This is a genomic window from Mesorhizobium sp. M0037, assembly GCF_040323635.1.
Taxonomy (GTDB): domain Bacteria; phylum Pseudomonadota; class Alphaproteobacteria; order Rhizobiales; family Rhizobiaceae; genus Mesorhizobium.
Genome location: NZ_JAMYVB010000008.1, coordinates 166,135 through 183,604, shown reverse-complemented (window position 1 = coordinate 183,604; position 17,470 = coordinate 166,135). Strand labels below are relative to the sequence as shown.

The window sequence follows — 17,470 nt, the reverse complement described above, 5'->3', positions numbered from 1 at the left end:
ATGAACGCTTCAAACCCGGCCGCCAACCTCTCCCGTGTTCCCTGCACTGTCGTTACAGGCTTCCTCGGCGCCGGCAAGACGACGCTGGTCCGCCATCTCCTGGAAAATGCCGGCGGCAAGCGCATCGCCATCATCGTCAACGAGTTCGGCGACATCGGCATCGACGGGGAAATCCTGAAAGGCTGCGGCATCGACACTTGCCCCGAGGAAAACATCGTCGAACTGGCCAATGGCTGCATCTGCTGTACAGTCGCCGACGATTTCGTGCCCGCGCTCGACAAGATCCTCGCACTGACGCCGAAGGTCGACCACATCCTGATCGAGACCTCGGGCCTGGCTCTGCCCAAGCCGCTGGTCCAGGCATTCCAGTGGCCGAGTGTGAAAAGCCGGGTAACCGTCGACGGCGTCATCGCCGTGGTCGACGGCCCGGCGCTGGCGGAGGGACGCGTTGCCAACGATATGGACGCCCTGCAGGCTCAGCGCGCTCAGGACGAAACGCTCGACCATGACGATCCGGTCGAAGAAGTCTTCGAGGACCAGATTGCCTGCGCCGACCTGATCATCCTGTCGAAGAGCGATTTGATGGACGCCCCCGGTTCGGCCCGCGCCAACGCCATCATCAATGAGCATTCCGCTCGCGCGGTAAAAATCGTGCCGACCGCGCATGGCAAGGTCGATCCCTCGGTGCTGCTTGGCCTCGGTCTCGCCGTCGAGGACGACATCGAGAACCGCAATTCCCACCATGACGGCGCTTTCGACCACGAGCATGACGATTTCGACACCTTCATCGTCGACATCCCCTCGATCGCCAATCCGGACGAACTGGCCAGGCGCGTCGCCATGGTGGCCGAGGAAGAGAATGTGCTGCGTGTGAAAGGCTTCGTCGATGTCGGCGGCAAGCCGATGCGGCTTTTGCTGCAGGCCGTCGGCCCACGCGTCAACCATTATTATGACCGCGCCTGGACGGCCGAAGACGATCGCCGCTCGCGTCTCGTCGTCATTGGCCTGAAGGGGCTGAACCGCCCGGCGATCGAGCGTATACTCGCCGGCTGATCTCAGGAGCAATTCCAGGAAAAGTGTGAAACGGTTTTCCCAGAGGAATTGCGTAAAAACAAGGAGATAGAGCGGCTCGCCGTTTCCGTGAAACGGTGAAACGCGCTAAGCCGCGATGCACATACTCACCACCACATCCGCGTCGCTCGACGATCTCGCCGAGCCAGTTGATCTCCGGCAGACGCCGGCGGATATCGTGGCGCTGTCCTTCACCGACAGCGACCTCGCCGGCCTCGCGGCGGGCTGGAAGGCCGATGCTGCCCGCCTGCCGTCAATGCGGCTAGCGGCGCTGCGCGACCTGCGCCATCCCATGTCCGTGGACCTCTGGATCGACAGCGTCGCTCGCTACGCCAAGGTGATTTTGGTGCGCATCCTCGGCGGCTACGACTGGTGGCGCTATGGCTGCGACCAGCTTGCCGCGACTGCCCGTGCGAACGGCATCAAGCTGGCGCTGCTGCCTGGTGAAAGCCACGACGAGGATCTCAGGCTGATCGAAGCCTCGACGCTGCCGCGCGAGGATCTGGACGTCCTGCTTGGTTATTTCCGCGAGGGCGGGCCGGAGAATATGACAGCGCTGATGCAGCGGCTAGCGGGGTTGGCTGGGTCCGATGTGGCGGCGGCTGAGCCGGTCAGCGTGCCGAAAGCCGGGTTTTATGAGCCTTGCTGCGGCGTGGTCGAATTTGCCGATGTCGGCGTTCCGTCACACCCCCCTCTGTCCTACCGGACATCTCCCCCTCAAGGGGGGAGATCAGCCGTCACCAAAGCCGGCTCCTCTTCGGCCCCGTTGAACAGGAAGCTGTCTGGGTCATCTAAGATTGGCGAAACCGTCGACGACAGCTCAATCTCCCCCCTTGAGGGGGAGATGTCCGGCAGGACAGAGGGGGGTGTGACAGAACTCCACGCTGATAACCCCATCGTCCCCATCCTCTTCTACCGCTCGATGCTGCTGGCTGCCGACGTCGCCCCCATCGACGCGCTTTTTGATGCACTCCGCCAGCGCGGCATGAGACCGGTCCCGATCTTCGTCTCCAGCCTGAAGGACCCGACGTCGCTGGCCTTCGTCGAGACCGCGCTCGCCTCGCTCAACCCCGCCGCCATCATCACCGCAACCGCCTTCGCATCCGGCGCCGAACCCGGCGTCCAAACCCTGTTCGACCGCGCCGGCGTGCCGGTCTTCCAGGTCATCGTCGCCACCACCCGCCGCGACGTCTGGGACAACAACCAGCGCGGCCTGGCGCCCGCCGACCTCGCCATGCATGTCGTGCTGCCCGAACTCGACGGCCGTATCCTTGCCGGCGCGATTTCCTTCAAGGGCGAGAGCGAGACCGACCCGGCGCTCGGCCACCGCGCCTTCGCCAACCGCCCGGAACCGGATCGCGTGGCGCAAGTGGCGGACAGGCTAGCGGCGTTCACACGGTTGCAGCAGACGCCCCGCGCGACGCGTAAGTTGGCGATCCTCATTCCGGACTATCCGAGCGCGCCCGGCCGCACTGGCTATGCAGTGGGCCTGGATGTGCCGTCCAGCGTGCTGGCCATGCTGCATGACCTGAAGGAGCAGGGCTATCGGGTTGAAGGGATTCCGCAAACGCCGCGTGAGTTGCTGGACGCGTTGGAGCGGAGAGGCGATGGGCTGGGGTTGGAGGAGTATCTGGACTTCTCAAAGGATTTGCCGGCTGACGCACTGGCTGCAGTCGAGGCGGCATGGGGCGCCCCTTCACCCTCCCGCTTGTGGGGAGGGTCGGTTCGCGACATTCGCGAAGCGGATGGCGCGAAACGGGGTGGGGGTAGCGGTGCACCACCCCCACCCGGCCCTGCGGGCCACCCTCCCCACAAGGGGGAGGGTAAGAGCGGCTTCCCCTTCCGCGCCGCCACCTTCGGCAACATCACTGTCGCTCTCGCCCCCGACCGTGGCCGCTCGGCCGACCGGCGCGCCGATTACCACGACCCGACGCTGCCGCCGCGCCACGATCTGCTGGCCTTCGGCCTGTGGCTGCGCAAAGCGCTCCGCATCCATGCTCTCATCCATGTCGGCGCTCATGGCACGCTGGAATGGCTGCCCGGCAAGACGGTAGCGCTCTCACAAAACTGCTTCCCCGAGATCGTCACCGGCTCGTTGCCCGTCATCTACCCCTTCATCGTCTCCAATCCCGGCGAAGCGGCGCAGGCGAAGCGGCGTATCGCCGCCGTCACGCTTGGCCATCTGCCGCCGCCGCTGACCGGTGCCGGCCTCGACGAAGGGCAGCACAAGCTCGAACGCCTCGTCGACGAATATGCCCAGGCCGACGGCCTCGACCGCCGTCGCCGCGACCGCCTGGCAAAACTGATCGTCGACACGGCGCAAAAGACCGGCTTCGCCTCCGAAGCCGGCGTCGCCGGAACCGATGCGCCCGACGAGGCGCTGCGCCGCATCGACGCCTGGCTCTGCGACCTCAAGGATTTCGCCATCAAGGACGGCCTGCACATCTATGGCCGCGCTCCCGACGACGAGCCCGACGCCATGCGCGTGCAAAGCGCGGAGGCCGAGAAAGCAGCACTTCTTGCCGCGCTCGACGGCCGTCACATCAAGGCGGGTCCGGCGGGCGCACCGGCGCGTGGCCGCTCCGACGTGCTGCCTACCGGCCGCAACCTGTTCACCTCCGACCCGCGCACCATGCCGACGCCGACCGCCTACGATCTGGGAAAGGCGGCGGCAGAAGAAGTCGTGCGCGGCTATATGCAGTCGCATGGCGACTGGCCGCGCTCGCTGGTCATCGACCTCTGGGGCTCGGCCTCGCTGCGCACCGGCGGCGAGGAGATCGCGCAAGGCCTGGCGCTGATGGGCTGCCGGCCGCAATGGGATTCGGCCACCGGCCGCATCACCGGCATCGAAGTGCTGCCGCCGGCCACGCTCGGTCGCCCGCGCGTCGATGTCACCTGGCGGATTTCGGGTCTGTTCCGCGACATGTTCCCGACCCAGATCGCGCTGATCGACGCCGCTGCCAACGCCGTTGCCGCGCGCGACGAGGACGATTCGGAAAACCCGCTCGCCGCCAGAACCCGTGCCGATGGCAAGATCGGCCCGCGCATCTTCGGCACCTCGCCCGGCACCTATGGAGCCGGCGTCGAGGACCTGTTGTCGAGTGGCGACTGGGCCGCGCGCGAAGAAATCGGCCGCGCCTATCTCGATGCGACATCGCATGCCTATGGCGGCGCCGAGGGCGAAGGCATTGCCTCCCCCGGCGCTTTCGAGACCCGCATCGCCGAGGCCGATCTGCTCGTCCACACCGGCGACGATCCCGGCCGCGACATTCTCGAGGGCTCCGCCGACGTCGCCTTCATCGGCGGCTTTTCGGCGGCGCTGGCGGCACTGGGCCGCAATGCCGACGTGATCGTGCTCGACACCACCGACCCGCAAAAGCCGAAGCCGCGCTCGGTCGGCGAGGCTGTGTCGCGGGTTGTGCGGGCGCGAGCCGTCAATGCGCGTTTCATCGCCGGCCAGATGCGGCACGGCCCGCGCGGCGCCTCGGAATTCGCCGAGACCGTCGACCGTCTCATCGGTTTCGCCGAAACCACCCACGCCATTTCAGGCGCGCTGATCGAGGCTGTACATGACGCCTATGTCGGCGACGCCAACGTTCGCGCTTTCATCCTGCGCGAAAACCCGGCCGCAGCCAAAGTCATCGCAGAACGCTTCCTGTCGGCACGGCGGCGCGGTCTCTGGCATCCCCTGCGCAACTCGATAGACGATGATCTCGCGGCCCTCATCGCCGAGGCCGAGTGGCTCGGGGTCGCGGCATGAACGCCTTCTCGCGCCGCGGCGCCTGTCCGGCTCTCTCGGCGCCGATGCAGACCGGCGATGGCCTGCTGGTGCGGCTCAACCCGGTTGCGGGAGGGCTTTCCCCCAGGTCGCTGATCGGACTCTGCGAATCCGCCTTGAAGCACGGCAACGGCATCATGGAAGTGACCGCACGAGGCAGCCTGCAGATACGCGGGCTGACAGCGGAAAGTGCGGTGCTGTTGGCGGCGGAGGTCGATGCACTGGGGATTGCAGTGCGTACCGGCGTGCCGGTCGAGACCGGGCCGCTGGCCGGCATCGATCCGCGGGAGATTGCCGATCCGCGAGCTTTGGCTGAGCGGATCAGGATGGCGGTTGAGGAGGCTGGGCTGACGGCAAGGCTGGGACCGAAGGTTTCGGTGGTTGTCGACGGCGGCGGGCAGTTGACGATGGATGCGGTGACGGCCGATGTCAGGCTGAAGGCGGTGCGGGTGGGCGGTAACGTTATGTGGGCTTTGTCTGTTGCCGGCGACGGTCAAAGCGCGAGGCCGCTTGCGACGGCCGATGAGGATGCAGCGCGCGATATTGCGGTTGCTGTGCTGAGGATGGTTGCCGAGAAGGGGCGTGACGCACATTCTCGGGATTTGTCGGAGAGGCAATTGGCCTCTCTCGCAAGCTGGCATTCCTTCGCGCCCCCCTCTGTCCTGCCGGACATCTCCCCCTCAAGGGGGGAGATTGCGCCGTCACGGGCGATTTCGCCGATTTTCAGCGTCGACGGTGGAGAGCCGGCGGCGACCCTGCTGATCTCCCCCCTTGAGGGGGAGATGTCCGGCAGGACAGAGGGGGGCGCCGTAGAGCGCTCTCGCTCGCCGATTGGCATCTTCGACTTGAACACCGGCCACACCCTCGGCATCGGCCTGCCCTTCGGCAGCATGCCAGCGCAAAACCTTATCGACCTTGCCAGCCGAGCGTCGAACCTCGGCACCGCCGAAATCCGCCTCGCCCCCGGCCGCGCCTTGCTTTTCCTCGGCCAACCATCGTCCGCAAACCACCTCCTGCAAGCCACCGCCACCGCGCTCGGCTTCGTCACCACCGCCGCCGACCCGCGCACCCGCATCGCCGCCTGCCCCGGCACCCCTGCGTGTGCCTCCGGCCGCATCGCCACGCGCGACATCGCCGAGACAATCGCCGCCGAAATGACCGATAGTCTCGACTTCACACTGCACATTTCCGGCTGCGCCAAGGGCTGCGCGCACCCCGGTCCGGCGGCGCTGACATTGGTCGGCGGCGAAAACGGAGCCGGACTTGTCGTGAACGCGACGGCAAAGGCCCTTCCTGCGGGCTACAGGCCGGGCTATGACGCCGCACGCGGCGTCAGTCGCGTCGCGGCGATGGTCCGCAGCGCACGATTTCAGGGCGAAACCGCCGCCGCTTGCCTGACAAGGCTCGGGCCGGCGGCAATCGCCGAAAGCTACCGACAGGAATAAGCATGGCCGCCTACGACTACATCCATGACGGCAACGCCATCTATGAGCGCTCCTTCGCCATCATCCGCGCCGAGGCCGATCTGTCGCGCTTTTCGGAAGCCGAGGCCGATGTCGCCATCCGCATGATCCATGCCTGCGGCCAGGTCGAAGCATCAAGTCATTTTGTTTTCTCCAGCGATTTCGTCGCCGCCGCCCGCAGCGCCTTGGCGGCCGGCGCGCCGATCTTCTGCGATGCCGAAATGGTCTCGCATGGCGTCACCCGCGCCAGGCTGCCGGCCGGCAATGAGGTGATCTGCACCTTGCGCGACCCGCGCACGCACGACATCGCCAAGGAGATCGGCAACACCCGCTCGGCCGCCGCGATCGACCTCTGGGGCGAGCGCATGGCCGGTTCGGTGGTCGCCATAGGCAATGCGCCGACGGCACTGTTCTATCTCCTGGAAAAGCTGCGCGACGGCGCGCCGAAGCCGGCAGCCATCATCGGCATGCCGGTCGGCTTCGTCGGTGCCGCCGAATCCAAGGATGCGCTGGCCGAGAATTCCTATGGCGTACCCTACGCCATCGTGCGCGGCAGGCTTGGCGGCAGCGCCATGACTGCAGCCGCCCTCAATTCGCTGGCGAGGCCCGGCCTGTGAACGCAGCCGTCAAAGAAGATCTGGCAAAAGGCCGTCTTGTCGGCGTCGGCACGGGGCCTGGCGACCCCGAGCTGCTGACGCTGAAGGCCGCGCGCGTTCTGGCCGAGGCCGATGTCGTCGCCTATTTCGCCAAGCGCGGCAACAACAGCAATGCGCGCGCCATCGTCGAGGCGCGTTTCCGGCCGGATATGCTGGAACTGCCCCTGCTCTACCCCGTCACCACCGAGATCGACAAGGATCACGACGACTACCGTTCGCAGATCACCGATTTCTACGAGGAGTCGGCCGAGAAGGTCGCAGAACACCTCGAAGCCGGCCGCATGGTCGCCGTGCTCTCCGAAGGCGACCCGCTGTTCTACGGCTCCTACATGCACCTGCATGTCCGCCTCGCCCATCGCTTCCAGACCGAGGTCATCCCCGGCGTCACCGCCATGTCCGGCTGCTGGTCGCAGACCGGCGTGCCGATCGTCCAGGGCGACGATGTCCTGACGGTTTTGCCCGGCACGATGAGCGAGTTCGAGCTGACGCGCCGTCTCGCCGACACGGATGCCGCCGTCATCATGAAGGTCGGCCGCAATCTGCCCAAGATCAGGCGGGCGCTGGAGGCCACCGGCAAGCTCGCCCGCGCCGTTTATGTCGAGCGCGGCACCATGGCCGGCAGCATCTCGATGAAGCTTGCCGACAAGCCGGACGACAAGGCCCCCTATTTCGCCATCGTGCTGGTCGCCGGCTGGTCCGGCCGGCCTGGCGTTATGGGAGCCAAGCCATGAGCGGCCGCCTCACCGTCATCGGCCTTGGGCCCGGCAATGCCGATCAGGTGACGCCGCAAGCCAGCCGCGCCGTCGCCGAGGCAAAGTTCTTCTATGGCTACAAGCCTTATCTCGACCGGCTGGAGCTGCGCCCGGACCAGACCCGCGTCGCCTCGGATAATCGCGAGGAACTCGCCCGCTCCAAGGACGCGCTGGTCAAGGCCGCCGAGGGCCATGACGTCGCCGTCGTTTCCGGCGGCGATCCCGGCGTCTTTGCCATGGCCGCCGCGGTCTGTGAGGCGATCGAGGCCGGTCCGGCCGAGTGGCGCGCGGTCGATGTCGCCGTCGTGCCGGGCATCACTGCGATGCTGGCTGTCGCCGCCCGCATCGGCGCCCCGCTCGGCCATGATTTCTGCGCCATCTCGCTATCCGACAATCTCAAACCGTGGGAGCTGATCGAACTGCGCCTGCTCGCTGCCGCCGGCGCCGGCTTCGTCATCGCGCTCTACAATCCGATCAGCAAGGCGCGCCCTTGGCAGCTCGGCCGTGCCTTCGAATGCCTGCGCGCCATCCTGCCCGGCACCACGCCGGTCATCTTCGGCCGCGCCGCCGGCCGCCCGGACGAGCGCATCGAGGTTTTTCTGTTGGCCGATGTCGAGGCGGAAAGGGCCGACATGGCGACCTGCATCATCATCGGCTCGCCGGAGACAAGGATCATCAAGCGCGGTGACAAACCGGCGCTGGTCTACACACCGCGTTCCGCGACGGGGTCGAGACCATGATCGATCATCGCGGCCAATGCTTCGACAGTTTCGGCCGACGGCACCTCCGGCAGGATGGGCCTGCGCACCATCACCACCTCGATACCGAGCGCCCGCGCCGCCGCGATCTTGCCGTAGGTGGCCTCGCCGCCGCTGTTCTTGGATACGACGACATCGATGCGGTGCTCCTCGAGCAGCGCGCGTTCATCCGCCTCGCGAAACGGCCCACGCGCCAGCAGGTAGGTCGCATCAGGCACCGCCAGTTTCGGCTCGACCGGATCGACGCTGCGGACAAGGTAATGATGCTGCGGCGCCGCCTCGAAAGCCGCGACCTCCTGCCGGCCGAGCGCCAGGAAGGCACGGCGCGGCGGCGACCCAAGCGCGTGCACCGCATCGCCTGTCGTATCGATCTGCGTCCAGCGGTCGCCATCTATTGGCTCCCAGCCAGGGCGGCGCAAAGCAAGGATCGGCACAACCGAAGTGCGCGCGGCTTGCGCCGCATTGGCGGAAATTCGCGCGGCATAGGGATGCGTCGCGTCGATCAGCAGATCGGTTCGCGTCTCCTTGAGATAGGCCGCCAGCCCGTCGGCGCCGCCAAAGCCGCCGCTGCGCACCGGCACGCCTTGCGCGACCGGGCTTTCGGTACGGCCGGCCAGCGACAGAGTGACGAGGAAATCTTCCACCAGTTTTCCGGCCAATTGGCGCGCTTCTGTCGTGCCGCCAAGGATCAGAATCTTCTTCATGAGCACCATGTTGAACAGCGTCTGCGCTGCCCCTCACCCCTACCCTCTCCCCCTGAAGAACGGGGAGAGGGAGGCGTCAGCGCCGGAGCGTCTCCCTTCTCCCCGTCACTACACGGGGAGAAGGTGCCGGCAGGCGGATGAGGGGCGCCGCGACATGTCAAAAAAACAGCCCACGCCAAAATGGCTTACAATCGTCGGCATCGGCGAGGACGGTTTAGCGAGTCTCGGCGACGAGGCCAAGCGGCAGATCGCTGACGCCGAGACCGTCTTCGGCGGCAAGCGGCATCTGGCGCTGGTGGCTTCGCTCATCAAGGGTGAGCAGCGCCCATGGCCGGTGCCATTCGATGCCGGCATGGCAGACGTGCTGGCGCTGGCCGGCCGGCGCGTCTGCGTGCTCGCCTCCGGTGATCCATTCTTCCACGGGGTCGGCGCCACCCTTGCCCGCAAGGTCAAGCCTGAAGAGATGCATGTCATCCCCGCGCCATCGGCGATTTCGCTGGCTGCCGCCCGGCTCGGCTGGGCGTTGCAGGACATCGAGACGATCTCGCTGCATGGAAGGCCGCTCGACCTGATCCGGCCGCTGCTGCATCCCAGGGCGCGCATCCTGGCGCTGACATCGGACGGCGACGCACCAGCGACAATAGCGCGCCTGCTTGTAGAGCTCGACTTCGGCGGTTCGCGGCTGACCGTTCTGGAAGCGCTGGGCGGACCGAACGAGAAGCTTCGCTCGGCACGTGCCGACGCTTTCGATCTCAGAGACATCAATCCGCTCAACGTGCTGGCGCTTGAGCTTGAATCGACACAAGAGGCCCGCATCCTGCCGCTGACCGTTGGCCGCGCCGACCATCTGTTCGAGCACGACGGCCAGATCACCAAGCACGACATCCGCGCCATCACGCTTGCGGCGCTGGCGCCGAGGCGTGGCGAATTGCTGTGGGACATCGGCGCCGGTTCCGGCTCCATCGGCATCGAATGGATGCTCGCTCACCCCTCGATGCGCGCCATCGCCATCGAGGCCAACAGCGACCGCGCCGCCCGCATCGTCCGCAACGCCGCGCATTGCGGCGTGCCCGGTCTTGTCGTGGTGGAAGGGTCGGCGCCCAAGGCACTGGCCGGGCTGGACACGCCGGATGCGATCTTCATCGGCGGAGGTGGCAGCGACGCCGGCGTACTGAACGCCGCCATCAAGGCGCTGCCATCCCGTGGCCGTCTCGTTGCCAATGCGGTGACGCTGGAGATGGAGGCGCTGCTTCTCGCGGAGCACATCAAGCGCGGCGGCGACCTTACCCGCATCACCATTTCCCGCGCTTCTCCTGTCGGTTCGATGCAGGCCTGGCGCCCGGCCATGCCGGTCACCCAGTGGAGCTGGGTGAAGCCATGATGGTGGCGGGCATCGGCAGCCGGAAGGGCGTGAGCGTCGAAGACGTGCTCGCGGCGATCGAAACCGCCCTCGAAGCGCACGGGCTGGCGATAACGGCGCTGTCGGCCTTGGCGACCGCCGCGCTCAAGAAAGACGAAGAAGCGATCTCTGCCGCTGGCCGCACGCTCAACCTTCCCGTCATCATCGTTGATGACGCAGCACTTCAGGCCGTCTCGTCGGAGGCACTCAGCAAATCCGATCTCTCGCAGGATCTCGCCGGCACACCCTCCGTCTCAGAAGCCTCCGCCCTTACCGTTGCCGGCCCCGGTGCAAAGCTGCTTGGTCCACGCACCGTGCTCGGCCCGGTCACCTGCGCCATCGCCATCAGCGGAGACGCGCCATGACCGTGCATTTCATCGGCGCCGGTCCCGGCGCCGCCGACCTCATCACACTGCGCGGCGCCAAGCTGCTGGCAAGCTGCCCGGTCTGTCTGCATGCCGGCTCGATCGTCGCGCCGGAATTGCTGCAACACTGCGCACCGGGGACCAAACTGATCGATACGGCGCCGATGTCACTCGACGAAATCGAGGTCGAATATGTGACAGCCCACCAGGCCGGCCACGATGTCGCCCGCCTGCATTCCGGCGACCTCTCGGTGTGGAGCGCCGTGGCCGAGCAGATCCGCCGGCTGGAAAAACACGGCATTCCTTACACGCTGACGCCGGGCGTTCCCTCTTTCGCCGCCGCAGCCGCAGCCCTTCGCCGCGAACTGACCATTCCCGAGGTGGCGCAAAGCCTGGTGCTGACCCGCGTCTCCGGCCGCGCCTCGAAAATGCCGCCGGGCGAAACGCTGGCCGGCTTCGGCCGCACCGGCGCCACACTGGCCATTCATCTCGCCATCCACGCCATCGACCGAGTCGTCGCCGAATTGTCGCCGCATTATGGCGGCGATTGCCCGGTGGCGATCGTCTTTCGCGCTTCATGGCCGGACGAGCACGTGCTGACCGGCACGCTCGCCACGATCGAGGCACTGCTCGCCGCCGACCCGATGGAGCGCACGGCGATCATCTTCGTCGGCCGCTCGCTGGCAGCGGAAGGTTTTGGCGAGAGTTCATTGTACGACGCCCACTACCAGCGGCGTTTCCGGGGACGGGACGGATTGTGAGCGGCAAGACCAAAAGCGAAAACACCACGCTCGAACAGGCCCTTGCCCGGCTGAACTTCAAGCCGCGCCGGCTTGAGCCGGGCCATGTCTGGCTGGCCGGCGCCGGCCCCGGCGATCCCGGCTGCCTGACGCTGGAAGTGCTGGCGGCATTGGCCGAGGCCGACGCTGTGGTCTATGACGCGCTGGTCTCCTCTGACGTTGTCGCCGTTGCGGACAATGCCCAGCTGTTCTTTGCAGGAAAACGCGGCGGCAAACCGTCCATGAGGCAGGACGATATCACCGCTTTGCTGGTGCGGCTGGCACGCGAGGGCCGCCGCGTCGTCCGGCTGAAGGGCGGCGATCCCTATATTTTCGGCCGCGGCGGCGAAGAGGCGCTGGCGCTGGCGCGCGAAAAAATCCCTTTCCGCGTCATGCCCGGCCTGACATCGGGGCTGAGCGCGCTGGCCGCCACCGGCATTCCCGCAACCATGCGCGGCATCAACAAGGCGATCATCCTGGCGACAGGTCATGCCGCCGGCACAGATGACGATCTCGACTGGGGCGCGATCGCCCGCACCGGCCAGCCGGTGGTCATCTATATGGGCATGGCCAATCTGCCTGTTATCGCCGCGTCGCTGCTCGAAGGCGGGCTGGCGCCGTCGACGCCGGCGGCTGTCGTCGTTTCGGCGACGACACCGCAGGAGCGGACCGTCGTCGCGACACTCGCCACCATTTCCGAAGCGGCCGCCGCGGCGGAATTGGCCTCGCCGGCCCTCATTGTCGTCGGCGGCATCGTCGCCATGCGCGCGGCACTGGCGGGTAACGCATGACCCGCGCCATCATCATCGGCGCGCCGCGTTCCGGCTCCGGCAAGACCAGCGTCACCATCGGCATTTTGCGCGCACTCGCCCGGCGCGGCATCAAGGTGCGCGGCGCCAAGTCCGGCCCCGACTATATCGATCCGGGTTTTCATACCGCCGCCACCGGCCTGTCCGGCGTCAACCTGGACAGCTGGGCGATGTCGCCTGACCTGCTCAACGCGTTGGCCGGCAATGCCACCGAGGACGCCGATTTTATCTTCCTCGAAAGCGCCATGGGCCTGTTCGACGGCATCCCGGCCGGACAAGGCCGCACCGGCTCGGCCGCCGATCTGGCGCGGCTCTACCACCTGCCGGTGCTTTTGGTGCTCGACGTCTCGGGACAGTCGACGACGGCGGCCGCCGTCGCCAAGGGCTTTGCCACCTATGATCCCGATGTGCGCATGGCCGGAATCGTGCTCAACCGCCTCGGCAGCGAGCGCCACCGCAAGCTGTGCAGCGAGGCGATCGAAGCGCTCGGCCTGCCGGTCGTCGGCGCCATCCTGCGCGATCCCACGCTCAATTTGCCGGAGCGCCATCTCGGCCTCGTCCAAGCCGGCGAATATGCCGACCTGATGACGCATCTCGACCGCCTCGCCGACATGGTCGAGAAATCCCTCGACCTTGACGCCATCATGGCGCTGGCCGCGCCGTTTTCGCCGTCACCGGGCAGTTTCGAAAATGCCTTGCAGCCGCCCGGCCAGCGCATCGCACTCGCCGAAGATGCCGCTTTCACCTTCCTCTATCCGCACGTTGCCGCCCACTGGCGTCAGGCCGGCGCCGAGATCGTGCCGTTCTCGCCGCTCGCCGACGAAGCACCGGCGCAGGATTGCGATGTCTGCTGGCTGCCCGGCGGCTATCCCGAGCTTCACGCCGGCCGCCTCGCGGCGGCGACCAATTTCCGAGCTGGCATGGCAAGGTTTGCCGAGACCAAACCCATCCATGGCGAGTGCGGCGGCTTCATGGTGCTGGGCGAAGCGCTGGAGGACGCGGCCGGCGAGACGCACGCCATGCTTGGCCTGCTCGGCCATTCCACCAGCTTTGCCAAGCGCAAGATGAACCTCGGCTACCGCGAGGCACGCCTGCGCGCCGCCTGTCCGCTGGGGCCGCAAGGCGCGCTGATCCGTGGCCATGAATTCCACTATGCGCAGATGATCGCCACCGGCAATGACGAGCCGCTGGCCGACCTAGCCGATGGCCAGGGCAATCCGCTCGGCGCCTCCGGCTATCGCCGCGGCCTTGTCAGCGGCACCTTCTTCCACGCCATTGCGAGGAGTGCATGACCGCCGTGCCCTCACCCCGGCAAGCGCTCGACGACGTCGCGCTTTGCCTCGTCTTCTTCACCCGGCTGCCGCTGCCGGTCTTCGACTTTCGTGGCCGCAGCCTGGCCGATGCGATCTGGGCGGCGCCTGCCGCCGGCCTCGCGGTCGCTTTGGTCGGCGCCGTCGTCTACGCCATCGGGGTAAAGCTCGGTCTCGCCGCTGGGCCGGCGGCCGCACTTGCGCTTGCAGCAACCCTGCTCGCCACCGGCTGCCTGCATGAGGATGGGCTGTCGGATGTCGCAGATGGCTTTGGCGGCGGCAAGACGCGCGATAAAAAACTCGAGATCATGCGCGACAGCCGTATCGGCGCCTATGGCGCTTCGGCGCTTGGCCTGTCGATGCTCATTCGCTGGAGCGCGCTGTCGCAACTGGCCGATCCGACAAGCGTTCTCTTCGCGCTGATCGCCGCCCATGCCGCCTCGCGAGGCCTGCTCGGCGCGTTCATGCATCTGGCGCCGGCGGCGCGCAGTGACGGCCTGTCTGCCGGCGCCGGGACCGTCTCGACCCAGACAGCTGTTCTCGGCGCCGTGCTCGGGGCCATCCCGCTTCTGACTCTGGGGCTCGGCGGCGCCTTTGCCGCACTGATCCTGCTCGCTCTCGTGTTCAGCGCCTTGCGCGCGCTCTGCCTCAACCAGATTGGCGGCCACACCGGTGACACGATCGGCGCCCTGCAGCAGCTGGGCGAGATCACTGTCCTGCTCGTCGCTTCCGTTTCCCTGTCCTGATTCTTCCCCGGAGATTCCTTCCCCATGCCATTCAAATCATTCGACGAACTGCGCGCCGCCTGTCTCGATCTGCCTGCCGGCAGCGATACCGCCGCCAACGCCGTCGCCCGCCGCCAGGACACGCTGACCAAGCCTCAAGGCAGCCTGGGCCGGCTGGAAACTCTCGCCGCCTGGCTGGGGCGCTGGCAGGGTCGCGACATGCCGAAACTCGACCGCGTCAAAGTCTTCGTGTTCGCCGGCAACCACGGTGTGACGGCGCAAGGCGTTTCAGCCTTTCCCTCGGAAGTGACGGTGCAGATGGTGGCGAATTTCGCCGGCGGCGGCGCCGCCATCAACCAGCTTGCCCGCATCGCCGGCGCGGAACTCGACGTCATCCCGCTCGATCTCGATCATCCGACCGGCGACTTCACTGACGTGCCGGCAATGGACGAAAAAAACTTCCTCGCCGCCGTCTCGGCTGGCTATGACGCGGTGACGAAAGACCTGGACCTCGTCTGTTTCGGCGAGATGGGCATCGGCAACACCACGCCGGCGGCCGCCATCTCGACCGCCCTGTTCGGCGGCGGCGCTGAAAAATGGACCGGGCGCGGCACCGGCGTCGACGATGCCGGGCTGAAGCGCAAGGTCATCGCCATTGAATCCGGCCTCAAGCGCCATGCCGACGCGCTGTCCGACCCGCTGAAGATCGCCGCCGCCCTTGGCGGACGAGAACTCGCCGCCACCTTCGGCGCCACGCTCGCCGCCCGCCGCAACAATGTCCCGGTGCTGCTCGATGGCTTCGTCTGCACGGCGGCGGCAGCGCCCTTGGCGCGGCTGCACCCGTCTGGCCTCGCCCACACCATCGCCGCCCATGTCTCGGCCGAATCCGGCCACCGCCGCCTGCTCGAAGTGCTCGGCCTGCCGCCGCTACTCGACCTCGGCATGCGGCTCGGCGAAGGCTCCGGCGCCTGCCTAGCCGTCAACATCGTCCGCTCGGCGCTGGAGTGCCACACGGGCATGGCGAGCTTTGCCGAGGCTGGTGTTTCGGAGAAGTAGCTAGAGCGATTTGACGGGAGGGCGCCGGCCCGAACCTTCACTGACCATCGTCGGGCCGATCACTGGCATTCCGGGCTGGTGGCTCGAACAGCACGGCCGCTGAAAGATTCCCCACCTGGGGGTTGGCCCGCTGCTTCTGTGGTGGGCTCTTTTTACTGGCACTATTCGCCGCCGTTGCCGACAAAATGTGATTGACGTAACGGTGACCAGGCGCAATCATTACGGATTGGGCAGGGTGAGGGCGTTTTCAATGAAACTCGTTGTCTTTGGCGTAGCAATAGTATTGGCCGCTACCGGAGCAGCTGCTGCGAAAGAGAAGAAAAAGGTGGCCACCGCTCAGGCTACAACCTCGTGTTCTACAGCTCATAAGAAGGCTGGCAGCAAGCCGACCGCGAAACCGGATTGCAAATCGACAGGCACCGTGGTTGCGCGACCGTCAAATAGGGCCGAAAACTTCCTGGATCATTATAATCCGCGCTTAGGGTATGACACCAGTCCGTGGTTTCAAACTGGCTTTAATTGATGGCGGCTTCGGCTTCCGGGCTTTTCTTAATCCAGCGCGGCCTTCACTCCTTCGCCAAATAGCGCACCGGCTTACCGGCCGCCGAGTTTAAGGCAAACCTGCCCCAGCATGTCGAGGCGCGTCAACGCGTCCGGCATTCCAAGGTCTTCCACCAACTCTTCTAGAAATTTGGTGGGTGCGCACAGGATTGAACTGTGGACCCGCTGATTAAGAGTCAGCTGCTCTACCAACTGAGCTACGCACCCACTCGACCGGTAAAACCGGCGTTGGCGGGCATATAGCCGCCGATACCGGTCCTGTCCAGCCCTGCCGGAATCATTTCCCGACAAATCGCTGAACTGCCGCAGGCGGTCACACGAACAGCCTGCCTTCCGCCACCTTGATGGCATGGCCGCCGATGCGCGCGGAGGCCAGTTTTCCGCCTTCGACAGTGAGTTCCAAGCGGATACGTGACGGGCGGCCCATCTCCAGCCCCTGCTCGATCCACAGCTGCGAAATGCCGTCGGTGGGCGCATCGAAATGCATGATGGCGCCGGCAAAGGCCGCCGCCGCCGACCCGGTCGCCGGGTCTTCATAGGACGGCGTGCCCGGCACGATCATGCGGACATGGAAAGCGCTGTCATGGTTCACCGTCTGGCGGCAATAGACATACGGGCTGGCGAAGGCCCATTCGCTCTTGCGCGGCGCCAGTTCCGACCAGGCCTGGTTGTCGAGCTTGATCCGGCCGGCAGCCTCCAGATTGGCAACCGGAATGGTGACGTAAGGCACGCCTGCCGACCAGAACGACACCAGGTGATTCTCGAAGCCGATCTCGTGCGGCGCCAGCCCGAGGGCGGCGCCGATCGCCTCCGGGTCGGCATCGAGCTTCAGCGGCTCCGGCAGCTTCGCCAGGTCGAACTCGGCAAAGGTGGCGCCATCGTGCCGGCTGACGGCGCAGCGCACCGGGCCGATATTCTCCTCCAGCACGAAGATGCCGGCTTCGCCCTCGCCTGTCAGTTCGGCCAGCGCGATCGCGGCGCCAACTGTCGGATGTCCGGCGAACGGCATCTCATAGTCGGGCGTGAAAATGCGGATGCGGTTGCGATGTTTTGGATTGTCCGGCGGCAGTACGAAGACCGATTCGGACAGGTTGAACTCGCGCGCAATGGCCTGCATGGCGGCTGTATCCAGCCCTTGGCTGTCGAGCACGACAGCCAGCGGATTGCCGGCCAGCCGCTCCGTCGTAAACACATCGTAGAGCAAGTAATTGCGGGTCTGCATCTTGAAAAACCTTCCGCCTCAATCCGAACATGGCCGAAATTTAATTTGATATTCGAACCACC

At 66.3% G+C, this 17,470-nt stretch carries 16 protein-coding genes and 1 tRNA gene; 14 read left to right on the top strand and 3 right to left on the bottom strand.

The genetic code is table 11. From position 1 onward, the window contains the following. The 6 genes from cobW to NKJ78_RS14855 all read left to right on the top strand — a co-directional run bounded on the left by cobW (position 1) and on the right by NKJ78_RS14855 (position 8,460). Positions 1 to 1,053 carry a cobalamin biosynthesis protein CobW gene (cobW, locus tag NKJ78_RS14880; protein ID WP_352460277.1) on the top strand — a complete coding sequence of 351 codons (1,053 nt, stop codon included), beginning with the start codon at positions 1 to 3 and terminating at the stop codon, positions 1,051 to 1,053. 115 nt (positions 1,054 to 1,168) lie between these two features. Further along, on the top strand, positions 1,169 to 4,831 hold the full coding sequence (gene cobN / locus NKJ78_RS14875; RefSeq protein WP_352460276.1) for a cobaltochelatase subunit CobN: 3,663 nt from the start codon (positions 1,169 to 1,171) through the stop codon (positions 4,829 to 4,831). Continuing rightward, on the top strand, positions 4,828 to 6,294 hold the full coding sequence (gene cobG, locus NKJ78_RS14870) for a precorrin-3B synthase (protein ID WP_352460275.1): 1,467 nt from the start codon (positions 4,828 to 4,830) through the stop codon (positions 6,292 to 6,294). Before cobN ends, cobG begins: the two co-directional genes overlap by 4 nt. 2 nt (positions 6,295 to 6,296) lie before the next feature. Further along, positions 6,297 to 6,929 (top strand): precorrin-8X methylmutase, encoded by a 633-nt coding sequence (locus NKJ78_RS14865; protein ID WP_023685188.1) that lies wholly within the window; start codon positions 6,297 to 6,299, stop codon positions 6,927 to 6,929. Beyond that, positions 6,926 to 7,699, top strand: coding sequence for a precorrin-2 C(20)-methyltransferase (locus NKJ78_RS14860; protein ID WP_031204327.1), 774 nt, complete (start codon positions 6,926 to 6,928; stop codon positions 7,697 to 7,699). Before NKJ78_RS14865 ends, NKJ78_RS14860 begins: the two co-directional genes overlap by 4 nt. Beyond that, positions 7,696 to 8,460, top strand: a complete 765-nt coding sequence (locus NKJ78_RS14855; protein ID WP_023685186.1) for a precorrin-3B C(17)-methyltransferase — start codon at positions 7,696 to 7,698, stop codon at positions 8,458 to 8,460. Before NKJ78_RS14860 ends, NKJ78_RS14855 begins: the two co-directional genes overlap by 4 nt. Here NKJ78_RS14855 and NKJ78_RS14850 read toward each other — a convergent pair. After that, positions 8,424 to 9,182, bottom strand: coding sequence for a cobalt-precorrin-6A reductase (locus NKJ78_RS14850; RefSeq protein ID WP_031247073.1), 759 nt, complete (start codon positions 9,180 to 9,182; stop codon positions 8,424 to 8,426). The two genes, NKJ78_RS14855 and NKJ78_RS14850, sit on opposite strands and share 37 nt — an antisense overlap. 154 nt (positions 9,183 to 9,336) lie before the next feature. On the opposite strand from NKJ78_RS14850, the gene NKJ78_RS14845 reads away from it, so the two are divergent. The 8 genes from NKJ78_RS14845 to NKJ78_RS14810 all read left to right on the top strand — a co-directional run bounded on the left by NKJ78_RS14845 (position 9,337) and on the right by NKJ78_RS14810 (position 16,148). Next, on the top strand, positions 9,337 to 10,563 hold the full coding sequence (locus tag NKJ78_RS14845; protein WP_023685184.1) for a bifunctional cobalt-precorrin-7 (C(5))-methyltransferase/cobalt-precorrin-6B (C(15))-methyltransferase: 1,227 nt from the start codon (positions 9,337 to 9,339) through the stop codon (positions 10,561 to 10,563). Next, on the top strand, positions 10,560 to 10,946 hold the full coding sequence (locus NKJ78_RS14840; RefSeq protein ID WP_023685183.1) for a cobalamin biosynthesis protein: 387 nt from the start codon (positions 10,560 to 10,562) through the stop codon (positions 10,944 to 10,946). Before NKJ78_RS14845 ends, NKJ78_RS14840 begins: the two co-directional genes overlap by 4 nt. Then, positions 10,943 to 11,707 (top strand): precorrin-4 C(11)-methyltransferase, encoded by a 765-nt coding sequence (cobM, locus tag NKJ78_RS14835; protein ID WP_023685182.1) that lies wholly within the window; start codon positions 10,943 to 10,945, stop codon positions 11,705 to 11,707. Before NKJ78_RS14840 ends, cobM begins: the two co-directional genes overlap by 4 nt. Beyond that, positions 11,704 to 12,516: a uroporphyrinogen-III C-methyltransferase gene (cobA, locus tag NKJ78_RS14830; RefSeq protein ID WP_023685181.1), complete on the top strand. Its 813-nt coding sequence runs from the start codon at positions 11,704 to 11,706 to the stop codon at positions 12,514 to 12,516. The genes cobM and cobA overlap by 4 nt, the downstream gene beginning before the upstream one ends. After that, on the top strand, positions 12,513 to 13,826 hold the full coding sequence (locus NKJ78_RS14825; RefSeq protein WP_023739152.1) for a cobyrinic acid a,c-diamide synthase CobB: 1,314 nt from the start codon (positions 12,513 to 12,515) through the stop codon (positions 13,824 to 13,826). The genes cobA and NKJ78_RS14825 overlap by 4 nt, the downstream gene beginning before the upstream one ends. Then, positions 13,823 to 14,590 (top strand): adenosylcobinamide-GDP ribazoletransferase, encoded by a 768-nt coding sequence (cobS, locus tag NKJ78_RS14820; RefSeq protein WP_031194701.1) that lies wholly within the window; start codon positions 13,823 to 13,825, stop codon positions 14,588 to 14,590. Before NKJ78_RS14825 ends, cobS begins: the two co-directional genes overlap by 4 nt. Positions 14,591 to 14,614: 24 nt before the next feature. Further along, complete coding sequence (gene cobT / locus NKJ78_RS14815) at positions 14,615 to 15,625, top strand: nicotinate-nucleotide--dimethylbenzimidazole phosphoribosyltransferase (protein WP_023685178.1); 1,011 nt, start codon at positions 14,615 to 14,617, stop codon at positions 15,623 to 15,625. 250 nt (positions 15,626 to 15,875) lie between these two features. Then, complete coding sequence (locus NKJ78_RS14810; protein ID WP_155923538.1) at positions 15,876 to 16,148, top strand: hypothetical protein; 273 nt, start codon at positions 15,876 to 15,878, stop codon at positions 16,146 to 16,148. Between the two features lie 169 nt (positions 16,149 to 16,317). Here the strand turns inward: NKJ78_RS14810 and NKJ78_RS14805 are convergent. Together NKJ78_RS14805 and NKJ78_RS14800 are read right to left on the bottom strand one after the other, a co-directional pair. Further along, positions 16,318 to 16,393 (bottom strand) — tRNA-Lys (locus NKJ78_RS14805). Positions 16,394 to 16,499: 106 nt separating this feature from the next. Beyond that, complete coding sequence (locus tag NKJ78_RS14800; protein ID WP_023685176.1) at positions 16,500 to 17,408, bottom strand: PhzF family phenazine biosynthesis protein; 909 nt, start codon at positions 17,406 to 17,408, stop codon at positions 16,500 to 16,502. Positions 17,409 to 17,470: the final 62 nt, after the last annotated feature.